This window comes from Rhodopseudomonas sp. G2_2311 (assembly GCF_047501505.1).
GTDB classification, from domain to species: domain Bacteria; phylum Pseudomonadota; class Alphaproteobacteria; order Rhizobiales; family Xanthobacteraceae; genus Rhodopseudomonas; species Rhodopseudomonas palustris_H.
Genome location: NZ_JAZDRK010000016.1, coordinates 54,911 through 72,739, shown reverse-complemented (window position 1 = coordinate 72,739; position 17,829 = coordinate 54,911). Strand labels below are relative to the sequence as shown.

The following is a 17,829-nucleotide window of genomic DNA, read 5'->3' as shown; positions in this document are numbered from 1 at the left end:
CACAACATGAAGGGACTTCGATCGGTCTGCGCGGCTGCGGCCTTGTCGTTCGTCGCGGCAGGCGCCCACGCCGACACCATCAAGGTCGGCGTGATCGGCACCATGTCCGGGCCGTACGCGCTGTTCGGCCAGAACTTCAAGATGGGCATCGATGCCTGGGTCGCCGAGCACGGCAACAAGGTCGGCGGCCACACCGTCGAGTTCGTCTATCGCGATGAGGTCTCGCCTAATCCGGCGCAGTCCAAGGCGCTGGCGCAGGAGCTGATCGTCAAGGAGAAGGTGCAGTATATCGCCGGCCTGTACTTCACGCCGAACGCGATGGCGGTGGCGCCGCTGCTGCAGGAAGCCAAGGTGCCGATGGTGGTGCTGAACGCGGCGACCTCCTCGATCACCGAAAAGAGCCCCTACATCGTCCGCACCTCCTTCACGATGTTCCAGAACACGGTGCCGGCCGCCAAGGTCGCCAAGCAGAAGGGCGCCAAGAAGGTTGCGATCGCGGTCAGCGATTACGGTCCGGGTATCGACGCCGAGACCGCGTTCAAGAAGACCTTCGAGGCCGAAGGCGGCAGCGTCGTCGAGGCGATCCGGATGCCGCTCGCCACCACCGACTTCGGTCCGATCATGCAGCGGATCAAGGATTCCGGCGCCGACATGATCTTCACCTTCCTGCCGGCCGGTCCGCCGACCCTCGGCTTCGTCAAGGCCTACATCGACAACGGCCTCAAGGCGGGCGGCGTCAAGTTGATGTCGACCGGTGACGTGGTGACCGAGCCCGATCTGCCGAATATCGGCGATTCCGGCATCGGCATCCTGTCGACCTACCACTACGCGGTGTCGCACGACTCGCCCGAGAACAAGGCGTTCCTGGCCCAGCTCGAAAAGGGTGGCGCCAAGCTCAGCGACGTCACCATGACCTCGGTTGCGGCCTATGACGGTGCCCGTCTGATCTACAAGATGATCGAGGCTACCGGCGGCAAGCAGGAACCCGAGAAGGCGGTCAAGGCTGTCGAAGGCATGAAGTGGACCAGCCCGCGCGGCCCGGTGTCGATCGATCCGACCACCCGCCACATCACCCAGAGCGTGTATCTGCGCGAAGTGGAAAAGAAGGACGGCAAGCTGATCAATAAGGAGATCGAGACCTTCAAGGATCAGCCGGACTGGGGACTTGTTAAGCAGTAAGCCGAAACTTTGAGCCCTTCGCGCCTTCGTTCGTGACTTGGCGCGGAGGGCTCCGGTCGACTATAGCGTTTTCGAACAAAGCGGATCGTGGTCCTCTTGAAGAAAGCGCCTGACGTTCAACGGTTAGCGCGCCCAGTGAGTCGGGAGTGAGATTGTGAAGGCTGGATCCAATCGAACGCAATCGGCGGCGTCCGCGCCAGCGGCCCTGTGATGAGGACGATTCTCGGAATCCTGCCGGACGCACTGGCCTACGGCATGGTGCTGTTCACGATCTCGATCGGCCTGTCGATCATGATGGGCCTGATGCGGGTGGTCAATCTCGCACACGGCGCGTTCGCGATGATCGGCGGTTACCTCGCCTCGTTCGCGCTGACCTCGCTCGGCGTATCCTATCCGATCGCCATCCTGATCGCGGTGATCGGTGCCGTGATCATCTCGGTGCCGTTCGAGTTTCTGCTGTACCGGCGGATCTATCGTCGCTCCGATGAACTGACCCAGATCCTGCTGACGATCGGCATCACCTTCTTCATCGTCGGCATCGCCAACTACATTTTCGGTCCGACCTCGAAGCCGATCCCGCTGCCGGAGATGCTGAAGGGACCGTTCGATCTCGGCTTTCGCATGATCCCGGCGCACCGGCTGTTCGTGATCGGCTGCGGTGTCGTCACTGCGGTGGCGTTGTGGCTGATGATCGAGAAGACCGAATTCGGCGTCAGGCTGCGCGCGGCGGTCGACAACGGTGACATGGCCGAGGCGCTCGGTATCCGCACCCAGATCGTCTATTCGGCAACCTTCGCGCTCGCCGTCGGGCTAGCGGCATTCGGCGGCGTGGTCGGCGCCGAGCTGCTGCCGGTCGAGCCGTTCTATGCGCTGCGCTACATGGTGACGTTCCTGGTTGTGGTCTCTGTGGGCGGCGCCGGCTCCGTGACCGGTGCGATGGCGGCATCGCTGCTGCTCGGCCTCGCCGACACTACGGGCAAATATCTGGCGCCGGAGTTTGGTGAGTTCTTCTTCTATGTCGCGGTGATCGTGATCGTTTACGTGTTCCCGCACGGCCTGTTCGGAAAGGCGCACTAAGATGGCGACCTTGTCCGTCACCGCTGCGCCGTCGGCCTGGGCCGGTCTTCGCAACGACCTGATCGCCGCCGCGGTGATCGCCGTGCTCGGGACGATCGGGTATTTCGTCTATCCCGACGACCTCGCCTTCCTGATCCGGGTGATCGGCCTCGCATTCCTGGTGATCTCGCTGGATCTCGTCACCGGCTATTGCGGCGTCGCCACGCTCGGCCATGCGGCGCTGTTCGGCGTCGGGGCCTATGCGGCCGGGAATTTCTGTCTTGCCGGCGTCACCGATCCGATCCTGATGCTGCTGATCGGCGCGCTGGCCGGCACGGCCACCGGGCTGGTCTCGGGCCTGCTGGTCACGCGCTTCCGAGGTCTGCCCCAGCTCGTGCTGTCGATCGCGTTCGGCCAGCTCGTCGCCGCGCTCGCCAACAAGCTGTCGTCGATCACCGGCGGCAGCGACGGCCTGGCCGGCATCTCGCCGAGCCCGGTATTCGGCATCTTCAACTTCGATATGTTCGGTCGCACCGGCTACGTCTTCTCGGTGATCGTGCTGCTGGTCACGATGGTAACGCTGCTGCGGTTCGCGCGCTCGCCGTTCGCGCTGATGTGCCGTGCCATCAAGGACGACACGCTACGGACGCGGATGATCGGCGTCTCGGTGTATCCACGGCTGGTGGTGATGTACTGCGTCGCCGGCGCAGTCGCGGGTCTCGGCGGTGCGCTGACGGCGATCAATACCGGCGTGGTCGGGCTCGACAGCGTCGGCTTCGAACGCTCCGCCGAAGCCCTGATCATGCTGATCCTCGGCGGCGCCGGCAATCTGTGGGGCGCGTTGATCGGCGCGATCCTGTTCGAGCTGTTTCACCACTACGTCTCGACCGCCAGCCCGTTCCACTGGATGATCCTGGTCGGCGTGTTGCTGATCGTGGTGGTGCTGTTCTTCCCCAAGGGGCTGGTCAACGAAGTGACCCGGCGGATCAGCGATTTCAGGCAGGCGAGGGCGGCGCGATGACGACCTTGCTCGAAGTCCAGCACCTGTCGAAATCGTTCGGTGGCTTGCGCGTCACCGACGACGTCTCCTTCTCGCTGTCGAGCGGCGACCGGGTCGCGCTGATCGGTCCGAACGGTGCCGGCAAGACCACGCTGGTCAATCAGCTCTCCGGAGATTTGGCGCCGTCCGACGGCCGTATCCTGCTGGCGGGCCAGGACGTCACAACCGCGTCAATCCCCGAGCGCGTCCGCGGCGGCTTGGTACGCACCTTCCAGGTGACGCGGCTGTTCACCAGCCTCACGGTCGCCGAGAACGTCGCGCTGGCGGTGATGCAGCGCCGCGGCCTGACCAGGCGGATGTTCTCCTCGGTGATGGATAAGGCCGACGTCCGCGACGAGTGGCAGAGTGTGCTGAGCCTGCTCGGCATCGGCCATCTGGCCGCGACGCCGGTGACCAAGCTGGCTTACGGCCAGCAGCGGCTGCTCGACCTGGCGATCGGTCTCGCCATGAAGCCGCGGGTGCTGGTGCTGGATGAGCCGGCGGCCGGCGTGCCGCACGACGAGTCGCCGCGGATTCTCGAGGCGATCGGCCGGATGTCGCCGGAGATCGCGATCCTGATGATCGAGCACGACATGGATCTGGTGTTCAAATTTGCGAGGCGCGTGCTGGTGCTGGCGAATGGCGCGCTGATCTTCGAAGGCACGCCTGCCGAGGTGAAGGAAAACGACGCCGTCCGTGCGGCCTATCTGGGAAACTATGCCGATGCCCGCCGCACGTCTTGAGGTTCAAGGTCTCGCGGCGGGCTACGGCTCGGTGAGCATCCTGAGCGACATCAGCTTTGCGGTGCCGGCAGGCGGGCGGCTGACCGTGCTCGGCCGCAACGGCGTCGGCAAGACCACGCTGCTGGCGACGCTGATGGGACTGACCACCCACAAAGGTGGGGCGGTTCGGGTCGGCGAACGCGAGGTGACGGGGCTGAAGACCTATGCGCGGGCTGCCGCGGGCCTCGGCTACGTGCCGCAGACTCGCGACGTGTTTCGCTCGCTCACCGTCGAGGAAAATCTGTTCACCGGACTGAAGGGCCGGCCGCGGTCCGAACTCGACTCGGTCTACGCGATGTTTCCGCGGCTTGCGGAGCGCCGCAACCACGGCGGCATGCAGCTCTCCGGCGGCGAGCAGCAGATGCTGTCGCTGGCGCGCACGCTGCTCGGCAAGCCGACCGTGCTGCTGCTCGATGAGCCACTCGAAGGCCTCGCGCCGGTGATCTGCGATCAGCTGATGGAGACCATCGTCGGGCTGGCACAGTCCGGCGAGATGACCGTGGTGCTGGTCGAACAGCAGATCGAGCGCGCGCTCGACTTCGCCGACGACGTGCTGGTGGTCGAGCGCGGCCGGATCGTCTGGCGTGGCCAGGCGGCGGAGTTCAGGGCCGATCGGGAATTGGCCGACCGCCTGCTCGGTGTCGGTATCGGCTGAGGCCGGGGCGGGGAGCTCGTCAGCCGCGGGCGTCGAGCATCGCCGACAGGGCGCCGCGCAGCGACTCGATCGAATATGGCTTGCGCACGATCGGCAGGTCGCGCATCCGCTCCGGGATCATCGCGGTGTCGCCGTAGCCGGTCGCGAACATGAATGGGATTCCGAGTCGCTCCAGCTCGTCGGCGACCGGCAGGGAGCTGCCGCTGCCGAGATTGACGTCGAGGATCGCCAGCGTCGGCGGCCGCTGCGCGATCGTCAGCAGCGCCTCTTCGGCGGACGCGACCGAGATCACCGACTTCGCACCGATCGCCCCGAGCATTTCCTCGGCATCGAGCGCAATCACGAGCTGATCTTCGACCAGCAGGATCGCCGCATTGGCGATATTCAACGAACTGCTGTCGACGCTCGCATTGTTCGGCTGCGGGCTCGACTGCCGCTGCAGCGACTCGGTGACGAACTGGCCGGGAATACCGAGCCGCGCCACAACACCGCCCGGCGTGTAGTCGATCTCGCTCCAGCCGCCGAGATCAAACGGAATGCTGCGGCTCAGCAGCACCGTGCCGAAGCCATGCCGGGTCGGCGGCCGGACCGGCGGGCCGCCGCTCTCGGTCCATTCGATGTCGCAGCGGCCGTCGTCGCGCACCGACCAGCTCACCCGCAGCCGGCCCGATGATCGCGACAGCGCACCGTACTTCGCCGCATTGGTGGCCAACTCGTGCAGCACCAGCGCCAGCACCGAATAGGCGCGGGAATCCAGGCCGACGTCGGGACCATCCAGCGTGATCTGCGTGGCCGGGTAGGGCGATAGTTCGGCGCGGATCAGATCGAGCAGCGCCCCGCCGCCGTCGGACCGCACCACCTGATCGTGCGCGAACGACAGCGCCATGATCCGCCCGCGCAAGGCCGAGGCGAACTCCTCTAGCGATTTGCCTTCGCCGGCCGGCTGGTTCACCAGCGATTTGATCAGCGCCAGGATGTTCTTGACGCGGTGGTTCAGCTCCTCGTTGAGCACGCGCTGGCGCACTTCGGCCTTCTTGCGCTCGGCCGAGAGAATTTCGCTCTGCCGCAGCAGCACTTCGCGCAAGCCGACCTGGACGGTGGCCGCAGTGTCGCGATCATCCGCGCTCCACGGGATCGACTGGCCTTCGACCTGCTCTTTCCAGATCGAGAAACTCTTACGCGGCGTCAGCCGGTCGCCCAGTGGCCCAGTGTCGTAAGTTTTGTTCGGATCGCCCGCCCAGTTCAGCGTCTGCACCTGCTCCTTGCGGAAAAACAGCAAGTAATCGCCGGCGGTCTGCGACAACGGGATAGCCAGCATGCCGGCGGCCGCACCCGTATAGTCGGTCGCCGCCACGATCCGATCGGCGAGGGCATGGGTGGCGACGATCTCGTTGCCGGCCCGGCCGGTGAGCAGATACATGATCGACGGCAGCGCATTCGCCGGCGGCGTCGAGCCATGCGCGGTCCAGACGCCGTTCATCCACAGCCCGACGCCGTCGCTCGGAATCAGGTCGGCAATGCGCGGGAGATTCGCACGCAGGAAGTCGTCGACCGAGGCATCGAACGACATCTGGCTGGTCAGCGCATCGAGCGTCCGGCGGGTGCGCAGCGACGACTGGAAACGGCGCTGGTGATGGACCGCGGTGAAATGCAGCGAGAAGAAATCGGCGAACATTTCGGCGGCGACGCGCTGGGCCATCGGCACTACACGCGGTTCGTAGTGATGGCAGGCGATCAGCCCCCACAGCGTGCCGTCGATGATGATCGACAGCGACATCGAGGCGCTGACGCCCATGTTGCGCAGATATTCGAGATGGATCGGCGAGACGCTGCGCAGGTGCGCGAACGACAGATCGAGCGCGGCGCCGGAAGCATCGCGCTCCGGCACGATCCGGCTGCTGTCGCCGCGCGAATCCGAGATCACGCGGATCGCGTTCTTTAGATACAGCAGTCGCGCCTGCTGCGGGATGTCGGAGGCCGGGAAGTGCTGGCCGAGAAAGCTCTCGAGGTCGCTGCGCTTGGCCTCCCCGATCACCTTGCCGGATCCGTCGGCCGCGAAGCGATACATCATCACCCGGTGATAGCCGAGCATCGCCTGCAGATAGCGCGGCACCCGCGCCGCCATCTCGTCGAGCGACTTCAGCTCCTTGGTGCGTGCGATGATCTGCCGCGTCAGCCGTAGCGGGTTGTCGGCCTGGTCGGCGGCCGCGGGCTCGAATTCGATGATCGAGGTGCCGTCGTGATGATGCAGCGAGACGTCGAAGGTGCGTCCGGTGCCGCCGTCGCGCCAGCCGAAGATCAGCGCCGGCCGCTTCGGATCGGAGGCCTGCGCCAGCGCGTTGCGTAGCGTATGGGCTTCGGTCTCGCCGAAGTAATCGGCCAGCAGCTCGCCGACCCGCGGCGTCTCGCGGCCCAGGATCGCGCCGGCGTTCTCCGAGATGCGCGTGATCCGTACCGCTTGCGAGTCGCACGCCAGCAGGCAGCCGCGCGGCTGAATGCTGCCGGGAATATGGATCGGCTCGCGATCGCAAGAGGTGAGATCGACCTTATGCGGCACGGCGTGCCCTCCGCGTCGTCGCGGCGCACGTTGCTACACACCTGATCTCATTTGAGCGATGAGCAGAAGCCGTCGTCGATAGGATCGTTGCGCCTACAGCCAATGGGTGCCTTACGGTGTGGGGAGGGGCGAGCTGACAAGCCGTCCACCGGGCTAAGGCTGGAGACACTCGCAACGTGCCTCGCTTGGACGCTGGAACCAATGTAGCCGCAGCGCATTATTTGTTCCGTTCACTAGTAGACAGAGGAACAGCCGTGATCGCCTCTTCTGAGCGACCGAACAACAACTTGTTGCGAGCACTGAGCCCGAGCGATTTCGAGCTGGTGCGTCCGCATCTGAGGTGCGAGACCCGGGCCGCCGGCGATCTGTTGTATCGCCCCGGCGATCACGTCGGCAGCGCGTTCTTCCCGTGCGGGCCGAGCCTCGTCTCCTATGAGGTGACCGACGGCGACGGCCGCGGCGTCGAGACGGTGCTGGTTGGGCGCGAAGGCGCGGTCGGCGGCATCGTCAGCTCCGGTTTCCTGCCGGCGTATTGCCTGATCGTCGTCAAGTTCGAGGGCCCGTTCGTCCGCATGCCGATCCTCAACATTCAGGCCGCCAAGGATCGGTCGCCGAGCTTCAAGGCCTTTTTCGCGCGTTACGCCGACTGTCTGATGGCGCAGATGTTTCAATCGACCGCGTGCAACGCGATCCATTCGATCGAGCAGCGCACCGCGAAGTGGATCGCGGCGGCGATGGACCGCACCGGCGACAGCATGGTGCCGCTCACCCATGAACAGCTCGCCGCGATGATGGGCGTCGGCCGCAGCTACACCAGCCGCGTGCTGCAGGCATTTCGCCAGGAGGGCATTCTCACGACGCGGCGCGGCGCCCTGATCGTCGACGATGCCGACAAGCTGCGGTCGCGGGCCTGCCGCTGCAATGATGCGGTGAAGGAGCACTTCGACGTGGTGCTGCGCGGGGTCTATCCCGAGCCGGACGACGCTGCCGCGTAGCTTTCGGAGAGCTTCAGCGCGCCGGTGCGCGCTTCAGGTGCAGGTAGCCGGGATCGAATTCGCCGATCTTGGCGAGCCCCTGCCAGTTGCGGATCGTCAGCACCCCATAGCGGAAGTCCATCGTCTTCGACGCCCGCAGCGACGAGATCGTGCGATTGACGGTGGCGATCGCCATGCCCAGCGTGTCGCCGAGTTGGGCGAGGCTGATCGGGAGCTGCATCGAGTTACCGTCGGTCAGCTTCGAGACCTCGGCACGGTAGAACAATTCGCAGAACAGATGCGCCATCCGCGCCTTCATCGTCCGGGCCGAATTGTTGGTGATCGCTTCGCGGAAAATCGCCGCGTCCACGAGGGTTTCGCGCCAGATCGCAAAGCCGAGACCGGGCCGGGCTTCGAACATCCGCAGGATCTCCCGATGCGGGATGATCGCCGTCACCGCGTGCCCAATCGCACACAGCGAATGATCCATCCGCTCCAAAAAAACCCCCTGCGCATCCGGCAGGTCGCCGACCATGTGAAACGACAGGAATTGGCGGCGGCCGTTTCGCTGCAAATGGTACCGTCCGACCATGCCTTCGACGACGAGTGCGGCGCCCTTCGGCGTTTCGCCTTGGCGGATCAGATCCTCGCTGCTCTCGAGCTCCCGCAGCGTAAAACTCAAATTGCGGATTGCGGTGAGGTCATCGGCCGACAGACGGGAATGCTCGCGCAGTTTGTCGATCAGGACGCGATGGACATCCTTCATGGTCCGCCTTTCAAGTTAGATCATCTGATAGGGTTGATGGAACTTGGGGGCTTCAACTCCGGGAGGCGGCAGAGGTTTCTATTTTTTCGGACGCCGGGCGGCAGCGGTCGTCGTCGCTTGCGAGGCATGGCTCTGACGTGCTCTGTCGGACGAATCATGACTGCGCGAGGATGACCGATGAACGACTTCAGCCGGCTCTGGCTGGTGCGGCATGCGCCGGTGGATGGGCCAAAGGGCGTGATTCACGCTCCCGACGCGCCGGTCGATCTCGGCGACACTGCGGTGCTCGCTGCGCTCGGCGAAAAACTGCCGCACGATGCGACGGTGGTCGCAAGCCCGAGCCGGCGTACGCGCGAGACCGCCGCAGCACTCCGCTTCGATGCGATGCTCGACCCCGATTTCCGCGAGCAGGATTTTGGCAGCTGGACCGGGCGCCGTCACGACGATCTGTCGCGCGAACTCGGCCCGGCCTACGATGCATTCTGGCAGGATGCGGCGCGCTTGGCGCCGCCGGGCGGCGAGAGCTTCGTCGATCAGATCGAACGGGTGCGGCGCGGTCTGGCGCGGCTGCCCGCTGGTGACGTCGTGCTGGTGGTACACTCCGGCACCATTCGCGCCGTACTGGCGATTGCCCTTAAGGCATCCCCCGAGGCTGCGCTCAGCTTTGTGATCGATCCGCTGTCGCTGACGCAGATCGACCGGCTGGGTTCGTCCGGCTGGCGGATCGTCTGGGTCAATCGCGTAGTCGGTTAGGCTGGCCGTTTAGAACGAAGCCTTTTTGCTTGCACAGGCTGCAGCCCCGTGCTCTGGTTTTGACGTCTTCGGTGCCTCGCGTGCGAGGTGAAACTGGGAATACGGTGCGGTGTTTTTCGCCAAATCCGTAGCTGCCCCCGCAACTGTAAGCGGATCTGTCCGGATCATATGCCACTGACGCCATCGGCGTCGGGAAGGCGATCCAGACGACATCCGTGAGCCAGGAGACCGGCCGAAGACGGAAGCATCTAACCGATCGACGGCGGGTCGAGAGCGGAGCAGCGATGACCGAATTCTCTTAGCAGGCAAAGCCGCGCGCGGCGCAGGAGCAGCGTCACGCGACGCTTGGCATCGCCTAGCACTCATCCCCCTTCAATCAGAATCAGCCACAGCGCCGCCGCGATCGAGCCGGCGGCCAATTGCTGCGGCGCGAGGGAACGGTCATGGAGCCGAAAGACACAACGACCAACGAAGCCTTCAAGGGCTTCACCAACGAGGCCTGCCCGTTTCTGCCGTGCCATCGCGGCGTCGAGCGGGAATTCAACTGCCTGTTCTGTTACTGCCCGCTGAGCGCCTATCAGTGCCCCGGCCCCTACAAGACCTTCGTCGATCGCAATGGGCTGACGCGCAAGGATTGTTCGGACTGCACCTTGCCGCACAACGGCTATCGGCGGTCGTGGAATTTCATCCAGCGCTGGTTGGAGCGGCCGGTGCCTTGGGACAGCCAGCCCCAGGATCCGCGCCGCCTCAAGCGTGAAGTCTCGGAAAGCGGCGACTGAACATTGCCGCCGCCTCCGCACCGCTGGATTGCAGCGGCAGCGGAGGCGCCGGCATTTTTCGCGTTAGAGCGAGCGGGCGATCAGCAGCTTCATCACCTCGTTGGTTCCGCCATAGATCTTCTGAATCCGCGAGTCGATGAACATCCGGCCGATTGGGTATTCCTGCATGTAGCCGTAGCCTCCGTGCAGTTGCAGGCACTCGTCCACGGTCTCGACCTGCTTCTGCGTCGTCCACCATTTCGCCATCGAGGCGGTGACGGCGTCGAGATTGCCGGCGATCAGCTGCACCAGACAGAAGTCGACGAACACCCGTGCGATGAAGGCTTCGGTCTTGCGTTCGGCGAGCGTGAAAGCTGTATTCTGGAATTCGATAATCGGCTGGCCGAACGCCTTGCGCTCCCGCGTATACTCCGAAGTCAGCGCGACCGCGCGCTCCATCGCCGCCACGGCGCCGATCGCGATGATCAGGCGCTCTTGCGGCAGCTGCTGCATCAGCTGCACGAAGCCTTTGCCCTCTTCGCCGCCGAGCAGGTTCTCCTTCGGCGTGCGGGCATTCTCGAAGAACAGCTCGGAGGTGTCGGAGGCGTGCAGGCCGATCTTGTCGAGGTTGCGGCCGCGCTTGAAGCCGGGGTTGTCCTTGGTCTCCAGCACGATCAGCGACAGCCCTTTGGCGCCGGCACCGCCGGTGCGGGCAACCACGATGATCAGGTCGCAGTTCTGGCCGTTGGTGATGAATGTCTTCTGGCCGTTGATGACGTAGTCGTCGCCGTCGAGCTTGGCGGTGGTGCGCACGCTCTGCAGGTCCGAGCCGGTGCCGGGCTCGGTCATCGCGATCGCGCCGATCAGCTCGCCGCGCGCCATGCCGGGCAGCCAACGCCGCTTCTGCTCTTCCGAGCCATAGTTGAGGATGTAGTGCGCCACGATGCCGCTCGACACGGTGACGCCGGACAGCGCGTCGGGGACGATCTTCTCCATGTCCTCATAGACCGCGGCATCATAGGCGAAGCTGGCGCCGAGCCCGCCATACTCTTCCGGAACGCTGGGCAACAGCGCCCCCATTTCGCCGAGCTTCAGCCAGGCCGAACGATCGACCATCTTCTGCTTGCGCCACTTGTCGCCATGGGGTGCGAGGTCCTTGGCGAGGAATTTGCGAAACTGGTCGCGGAACGTGTCCAGTTCTTCGGTCATCCAGGGCGATCGGTATTCCATGTTTCCTCACTCGAATGGGCGGCCGCTTGGCACGGCGCATCGCCCGCTGATCTAGGCCAGTTCGGCGGTGCAGGATAGACGTTGCGACCGCCGTATCTTGCGGCGTGTCGCTGCAGGCGGCTGCGCTGTTCGCAGCCGCAGCATGCGCGACGATGGAGGGCGCTCAGGTGGCGCTGTCGATCAGGCTTTCAAGCAGCCGCTTCAGCTCGGCGGTGGCCTTGTCGCCGTAGTTTTCGGCGATATGCGCCTCTTGGCTCAGCGCCAACGTATTGAGACGCTGGGTCAGAGCTTTGCCGCGGTCGGAGGTGTACATCAGCACCTTGCGGCGATCCTCCGGATCCTGGACGCGATACACCAGCGAATCCGAAACCATCCGATCGATCATCTTGGTCAGGGTCGGATGATTAAGCAGCACCGCCTCGGCGAGTTCGCCCATCGAATGGCCCTTGCCGTCGGACAGCACCTTGAGGATGCGCCATTGCTCGACCGGCACCCCTTCGCTGCGTAGCCGTGCTTCGAGCTGGCGGTTGATCTCCCGATTGGCCTGCGCCAGCAGATAGGCGAGGTGTTCGGTGATCGGCGGATTGCGGGTCGGCGATTTGGCCACGATGAGACTTTATCGTTCCGTCTGAGTGAATCGGATGCGCAGTTTGCTGCATCTATATGCACAGCAATCCTTGAAGATTCAATATTTTCGAATAGCATCGATCGTCGAACCCGGGGAGGGGACTTCGGCGGGATCACCCGCACCTGGCAGGAGAGGGCGTGCTTTCGGCTGTCGATCTCGGACATAGTGGCGCCTATGGAGTGCCGCCGCTCGGTCTTCTCGAGCGCGGCGCGCTTACCGACGCGCGTTGGGTGGAAGGGCCGGGAGACGGCGGCGGCGCGGCCTCGCGCCGCGCACGCAACAAGCTTCGCGTTGCGAATTTCGTCACCTTCCAGGGCTCGCCCGGGCTGTGGGGACCGGCCTCGACCAATGCGGCGCTGCTTGCGGCTGCGGAAATCAACAAGCGCGGCGGCATCCTGGGCCGCGAGGTCGAACTGGTGTTCAGCGATGCCGGGGGGCCGATCGAGGATGTCGCTCGGCGGGTTGCGCTGGCGGTCGACTACGACGACGTCGATATCGTGATGGGCTCGCACATCAGTGCAGTGCGGGTGGCACTGCGGAACGCCATCCGAGGTCGCGTGCCCTACATCTACACGCCGGTCTATGAAGGCGGCGAGCGTGCTCCTGGCGTGATGGCGATCGGGGAGACGCCGCGCTGGCAGAGCCGGCCGGCAATCGACTGGCTGGCCCGGGAGAAAAGGGCGCAGCGCTGGTACCTGATCGGCAGCGATTACGTCTGGCCATGGCTGTCGCATCGCGCTGTGAAGAAGTACATCAAGGATGCCGGCGGCAAGGTGGTCGGCGAGGAATTCGTGCCGCTCGGCGAGGACGATCACGAACGGCATCTCGACCGGATCCGCGCCGCCCAACCTGACGTCGTGCTGATTTCGCTGATCGGCAACGACAGCGTGACGTTCAATCGCTCTTTCGCCGAAGCTGGGCTTTCGAGCCATGTCCTCCGGTTGGCCGGCGCGATGGACGAGACGGTGTTGCTGGGCATCGGCGCCGACAACACCGAAAACTTGTTCTGCGCATCGGGCTATTTCGGCTGTTACGACTGCACCGCCAACGATGCGTTTCGCGATTCTTATCGCCGGATGTTCGGACCGACGGCGCCGCCGATCGGGTCGGTCGGGCAGTCCAACTATGAAGGTCTGCGATTTCTGGCGACGATTGCCGAGAAGGCGCAGACGCTGCAGGCCCGCTCGCTGCTGCAGGCGGCGCGCAATGTCGTGTACCAGGGCGGCCGCGGCGACGTGACGATCAGAGACGGCCGTGCACGGATGACGATGCACCTTGCCGAGGCCGACGGTCTGGATTTCAAGCTGCTCCGCACCTTCTAGACGGCGCCATTCGCGCTCGCGCTATTCAGTCGCAAAATAATACTTGAAATGGAAAATATTTCCGTATGTATTATCACCGCGGCGCGGCGCCATTCGTGCGTGCGCCGCTCCAGGCCTTCCCCGGGCCCGCATCGCCGATCCGCCTACGCGCAGGAGAATGATCTTGGCCGTTTCGCTTCCCACCCCGACGCAGCTTCTCGAAGTCGCCGATCAGTGCGGCCTGTCGCTCACCGACGAGGACATCGTCTCGTTTCGTGGGCTGATGCAGCCATCGATCGATGCCTACAACGTGGTTGCGGCGCTGCCCGACGAAGTGCCCCTGGTGAAGTACCCGCGCACGCCCGGCTACACACCCGGCCCGGACGAGAACCAACGTAACGCCTGGTATCGCAAGGCGAGCGTGCAGGGCGCGCCCTTCGGCAAGCTCAAAGGCAAGACGGTCGCGCTGAAGGACAACATCATGCTGGCCGGCGTGCCGATGATGAACGGTTCTTCGACGCTCGAAGGCTACGTGCCGGACTTCGACGCCACCGTCGTCACCCGCATCCTCGACGCCGGCGGCGAGATTCTCGGCAAGACGCATTGTGAGCATTTCTGCATGTCCGGCGGCAGCCACACCGGCTCCAATGGCCCAGTGCACAACCCGCACAAGATGGGCTACTCGGCCGGCGGCTCGTCCTCAGGTAGCGCTGTGGTGGTGGCGCTGGGTGAGGCCGATATGGCGATCGGCGGCGACCAGGGTGGCTCGATCCGGATGCCGTCGTCGTTCAGCGGCACCTACGGCATGAAGCCGACCTGGGGCCTCGTGCCTTACACGGGCATCATGCCGATCGAGATCTATGTCGATCACACCGGGCCGATGACGGCGAACGTCGAAGACAATGCGCTGCTGCTCGAAGTGCTCGCGGGCGACGACGGTTACGACCCTCGCATCCGCGCGCCCAAGGTGCACGAGTACACCAAGGCGCTCGGCCAAGGCATCAAGGGCATGAAGATCGGCATCGTCCGCGAAGGCTTCGAGCAGCCCGGCGCAGAGCCAGCCGTGAACGAAAGCGTCCGCGAGTCCGCCAAACGCCTCGCTGGCCTCGGCGCTACCATCGAGGAAATCTCGATCCCTGCGCACAATCTGGCCGGCGCGGTGTGGATGCCGATCGGCACCGAGGGTATGACCCAGACCATGATGGTGGGGGATGGCTACGGCCTCAGCCGCCCGGATCTTTACTCGACGACGCTGATGAAAGCTCATCGCGGCTGGCGCGGCCAAGCGGACTCGCTGTCCGAGACCACCAAGATGATGCTGTTGCTCGGCACCTATATCAACAACACCTTCGGGCCGCGTTACTACGGCAAGGCCGTCAACATCTCGCGGCGCATCACCGCCGCCTACGATGCGGCGCTGGCAAATTTCGATCTTCTGCTGATGCCGACGACGCCGATGAAGGCAACGCCGCTGCCGGCGCCGAACGCCCGCCGTGAGGAAGTGATCGGTCGCGCATTCGAGATGATCACCAACACCGCGCCGTTCGACATCACCCATCATCCGGCGATGTCGATCCCCTGCGGCATGGTCGATGGCCTGCCGATCGGCCTGATGCTGGTCGGCAAGCACTTCGATGAACCGACGATCTACCGTGCGGCCCACGCGTTCGAACAGTCGGGCGACTGGAAGACGATGTAGCAACGCGCGCGAGGTCCGTCAGCCGGTAACGCCGAATGGAAAACCTGTTCGCCGCCCTGTTCGAAATCCTGAGCTTCGGGTCCATCGTCGTGCTGGTGGTGCTGGGGCTCGGGATCATCGCCAGCATGATGGGCATCTTCAACTTCGCGCAGGGCGAATTCGTCCTGCTCGGTGCCTACATCACCTACCTGGCCCACACCGCCGGCCTGCCGGTGTGGACCGGCATGGTCGCGGCGCCGTTCGTGGTCGGGGCGTTCGGATTGGTGCTCGAACGGCTGATCGTGCGGCGCTTCTACGCCGCGCCGATCGTGGCAATGCTCGGTACCTATGCGCTCGGCCTGATCATCCGCGAGATCGTGCGCGGCCTGATCGGCGGCCTCTACATCTCGGTGCCGGAGCCGGTCGGTGGTTCGATCACCATCGGTGACATGCATCTGTCGACATGGCGGCTGGTGATCGTGATCGTCACCGCGCTGGTGATGATTGGAAGCTATCTGCTGCTGTCGCGCACCGCGTTCGGCCTGCGGGTCCGCGCCTCGCTGGAGAACCCGGCGTTGGCGCGTGCCTCCGGCATCTCCACCAACGCAATCTATGGTGCCACCTTTGCTTTCGGTGCGGCACTGGCCGGCCTCGCCGGCGCCCTGATCGTTCCGGTGTTCTCGCTATTTGCCGATCTCGGGCTGCGCTTTCTGATCCAAGGCTTCATTGCCGTGATGGTCGGCGGCGTTGGGTCCTTCGCCGGGCCGGTGGCCGGGGCCGGCATCATCGGCACGCTGTCGGCGGCGCTGCCCTGGGTGATTCAGCCGGTGATCGCCGACGTCCTCGTGTTCGTGCTCGCCATCATCTTCATCAAATTCCGGCCGCAGGGCCTCGTTTCGGGAAAAGGGATCTAGCCTGATGTCCAGCGACTTCAGCTTTCAGCTCGACCGCCGCCGCTTCCTCTCCAGCTTCGCCTTTGCCAGCACCGCCATTGCTACCGGCGTCGGAAGCTGGGTGATCCCGGCGGATTGGGCCAATGCCGCCGAAGGTCCGATCAAGGTCGGCGTCGCCACCGACATCACGGGGCCGATGGGCTATGCCGGCAACGCGGACGCCAACGTCGCCAAGATGGTGGTGAAGCAGATCAACGATGCCGGCGGTCTGCTCGGCCGGCCGCTCGAATTGCACATCGAGGATACCGCGTCGAACGAAGCGGTCGCGGTCGGCAATGTCCGCAAGCTGGTTCAGCGTGACAAGGTCGATGTCGTGCTCGGTGGCATCACGTCCTCGATGCGCAACGCCATCAAGGACGTCATCGTCGCTCGCGGCAAGACGCTGTACATCTATCCGCAGCTCTATGAGGGCAAAGAGTGTACGCCGCATCTGTTCTGCACCGGTCCGACTCCGGCGCAGCAATGTGACGAATTCATCCCCTGGCTGATCAAGAACGGCGGCAAGAAGTTCGCGCTGCCGAGCGCCAACTATGTCTGGCCGCACACCCTCAACGTCTATGCCCGGAAGGTGATCGAGGCCAATGGCGGCGAGGTGGTGCTTGAAGAGTATTACCCGCTCGACCAGATCGACTTCTCGTCCACCGTCAGCCGCATCATTTCCAACAAGGTCGACGTGGTGTTCAACACCGTGATTCCACCTGGCGTCGGCCCGTTCTTCAAGCAGCTCTATGAAGCGGGTTTCCTGAAGAACGGCGGTCGGCTCGCCTGCGTGTATTACGACGAGAATACGCTCGGCATCAATCAGCCGGCCGAGATCGAAGGCCTGGCGAGCTGCCTCGATTATTTCAAGGCGCTCGCCAAAGACGATCCAGTCAGCGCAAAACTGCAGGCCGAATACGACAAGGCTTATCCGGGCAATTTCCTGTTCGCGGCCGGCAGCGCCGCCACCGGCACCTATCGCGGCCTCAAGCTGTGGGAGGCGGCTGTGAAGGAAGCGGGCAAGATCGATCGCGACGGCGTCGCCGCTGCGCTCGACCACGCCAAGATCATCGAAGGTCCCGGTGGCCCGGCCGAGATGGTGCCCGGCAAGCGCCACTGCAAAATGAAGATGTACACCGCAGTCGCCAAGAGCGGCAGCTACGAGATCGTCGCGCGGAGCGAAGGTCTGGTCGACCCGAAGGAATGCTGATGCGGTCACCAGCGTCTCGCCCGGCCAGAATTCACATGCCGCGCCGTGTGGGCGCGCACGGACGTCACCTCTCCGAGCGCGCGGGTGGGTGATCGCATATGGATGAATTGTTCGGTCGCTGCATCCACCCCGAGTCGTCCCCGCGCAGGCGGGGACCCATAACCCCTGCCGCTCCGAGTCGAGAGATGTCTCTGCCTTCGGGCTCCAATCGGGAGACTGCGGCGTATGGGTCCCCGCCTGCGCGGGGACGACGTGCGGAGAGGCAACGCCGGAATCCCGCACCAGTACCCGGCGCGAGTGCCTGTGCGTTCGCTTTGCAGCACCCGCTGCG

General features: G+C 64.5%; 16 protein-coding genes and 1 riboswitch. Of the genes, 12 read left to right on the top strand and 4 right to left on the bottom strand.

What is annotated here, in order from left to right; genetic code table 11:
• The first annotated feature begins 6 nt into the window (after nt 1-6).
• The 5 genes from VRZ08_RS18840 to VRZ08_RS18820 all read left to right on the top strand — a co-directional run bounded on the left by VRZ08_RS18840 (nt 7) and on the right by VRZ08_RS18820 (nt 4,711).
• Nucleotides 7-1,179, top strand: coding sequence for an ABC transporter substrate-binding protein (locus tag VRZ08_RS18840; RefSeq protein WP_414533502.1), 1,173 nt, complete (start codon nt 7-9; stop codon nt 1,177-1,179).
• A 210-nt stretch (nt 1,180-1,389) separates the two neighbouring features.
• Complete coding sequence (locus VRZ08_RS18835; protein ID WP_107343157.1) at nt 1,390-2,256, top strand: branched-chain amino acid ABC transporter permease; 867 nt, start codon at nt 1,390-1,392, stop codon at nt 2,254-2,256.
• A gap of 1 nt (nt 2,257) precedes the next feature.
• Nucleotides 2,258-3,256 (top strand): branched-chain amino acid ABC transporter permease, encoded by a 999-nt coding sequence (locus VRZ08_RS18830; protein ID WP_414533501.1) that lies wholly within the window; start codon nt 2,258-2,260, stop codon nt 3,254-3,256.
• On the top strand, nt 3,253-4,017 hold the full coding sequence (locus tag VRZ08_RS18825; RefSeq protein ID WP_263990717.1) for an ABC transporter ATP-binding protein: 765 nt from the start codon (nt 3,253-3,255) through the stop codon (nt 4,015-4,017). The genes VRZ08_RS18830 and VRZ08_RS18825 overlap by 4 nt, the downstream gene beginning before the upstream one ends.
• Nucleotides 3,998-4,711, top strand: coding sequence for an ABC transporter ATP-binding protein (locus VRZ08_RS18820; RefSeq protein ID WP_414533500.1), 714 nt, complete (start codon nt 3,998-4,000; stop codon nt 4,709-4,711). The genes VRZ08_RS18825 and VRZ08_RS18820 overlap by 20 nt, the downstream gene beginning before the upstream one ends.
• A gap of 19 nt (nt 4,712-4,730) precedes the next feature.
• On the opposite strand, the gene VRZ08_RS18815 is transcribed toward VRZ08_RS18820, so the two are convergent.
• Nucleotides 4,731-7,268, bottom strand: coding sequence for an HWE histidine kinase domain-containing protein (locus tag VRZ08_RS18815; RefSeq protein WP_414533499.1), 2,538 nt, complete (start codon nt 7,266-7,268; stop codon nt 4,731-4,733).
• Between the two features lie 254 nt (nt 7,269-7,522).
• Between VRZ08_RS18815 and VRZ08_RS18810 the strand changes: the two genes are divergently transcribed.
• Nucleotides 7,523-8,263: a Crp/Fnr family transcriptional regulator gene (locus tag VRZ08_RS18810; RefSeq protein WP_107354402.1), complete on the top strand. Its 741-nt coding sequence runs from the start codon at nt 7,523-7,525 to the stop codon at nt 8,261-8,263.
• Nucleotides 8,264-8,276: 13 nt separating this feature from the next.
• Here the strand turns inward: VRZ08_RS18810 and VRZ08_RS18805 are convergent, their stop codons facing one another.
• Nucleotides 8,277-9,008 (bottom strand): Crp/Fnr family transcriptional regulator, encoded by a 732-nt coding sequence (locus VRZ08_RS18805; RefSeq protein ID WP_346296553.1) that lies wholly within the window; start codon nt 9,006-9,008, stop codon nt 8,277-8,279.
• 177 nt (nt 9,009-9,185) lie between these two features.
• Between VRZ08_RS18805 and VRZ08_RS18800 the strand changes: the two genes are divergently transcribed.
• Together VRZ08_RS18800 and VRZ08_RS18795 are read left to right on the top strand one after the other, a co-directional pair.
• Nucleotides 9,186-9,761, top strand: a complete 576-nt coding sequence (locus VRZ08_RS18800; RefSeq protein ID WP_414533498.1) for a histidine phosphatase family protein — start codon at nt 9,186-9,188, stop codon at nt 9,759-9,761.
• Between the two features lie 52 nt (nt 9,762-9,813).
• A riboswitch (cobalamin riboswitch) is annotated at nt 9,814-10,013 on the top strand.
• Nucleotides 10,014-10,204: 191 nt separating this feature from the next.
• Nucleotides 10,205-10,540, top strand: a complete 336-nt coding sequence (locus tag VRZ08_RS18795; RefSeq protein ID WP_011156527.1) for a cysteine-rich small domain-containing protein — start codon at nt 10,205-10,207, stop codon at nt 10,538-10,540.
• Nucleotides 10,541-10,603: 63 nt separating this feature from the next.
• Here VRZ08_RS18795 and VRZ08_RS18790 read toward each other — a convergent pair whose 3' ends face one another.
• Both VRZ08_RS18790 and VRZ08_RS18785 read right to left on the bottom strand, forming a co-directional pair.
• Nucleotides 10,604-11,749, bottom strand: coding sequence for an acyl-CoA dehydrogenase family protein (locus tag VRZ08_RS18790; protein WP_414533497.1), 1,146 nt, complete (start codon nt 11,747-11,749; stop codon nt 10,604-10,606).
• A 163-nt stretch (nt 11,750-11,912) separates the two neighbouring features.
• Complete coding sequence (locus VRZ08_RS18785) at nt 11,913-12,356, bottom strand: MarR family winged helix-turn-helix transcriptional regulator (protein ID WP_107343166.1); 444 nt, start codon at nt 12,354-12,356, stop codon at nt 11,913-11,915.
• A 158-nt stretch (nt 12,357-12,514) separates the two neighbouring features.
• On the opposite strand from VRZ08_RS18785, the gene VRZ08_RS18780 reads away from it, so the two are divergent.
• From VRZ08_RS18780 to VRZ08_RS18765, 4 genes are all read left to right on the top strand, one after another.
• Nucleotides 12,515-13,699 carry a substrate-binding domain-containing protein gene (locus tag VRZ08_RS18780; protein ID WP_414533496.1) on the top strand — a complete coding sequence of 395 codons (1,185 nt, stop codon included), beginning with the start codon at nt 12,515-12,517 and terminating at the stop codon, nt 13,697-13,699.
• 163 nt (nt 13,700-13,862) lie between these two features.
• A complete protein-coding gene (locus tag VRZ08_RS18775) occupies nt 13,863-15,377 on the top strand; it encodes an amidase (protein ID WP_414533495.1) in 1,515 nt (504 codons plus the stop codon).
• Between the two features lie 35 nt (nt 15,378-15,412).
• The gene (locus VRZ08_RS18770) at nt 15,413-16,270 is read left to right on the top strand and encodes a branched-chain amino acid ABC transporter permease (RefSeq protein WP_414533494.1); all 858 of its coding nucleotides are present in this window, start codon (nt 15,413-15,415) and stop codon (nt 16,268-16,270) included.
• Between the two features lie 4 nt (nt 16,271-16,274).
• Nucleotides 16,275-17,498: a substrate-binding protein gene (locus tag VRZ08_RS18765; protein WP_414533493.1), complete on the top strand. Its 1,224-nt coding sequence runs from the start codon at nt 16,275-16,277 to the stop codon at nt 17,496-17,498.
• Nucleotides 17,499-17,829 lie beyond the last annotated feature (331 nt).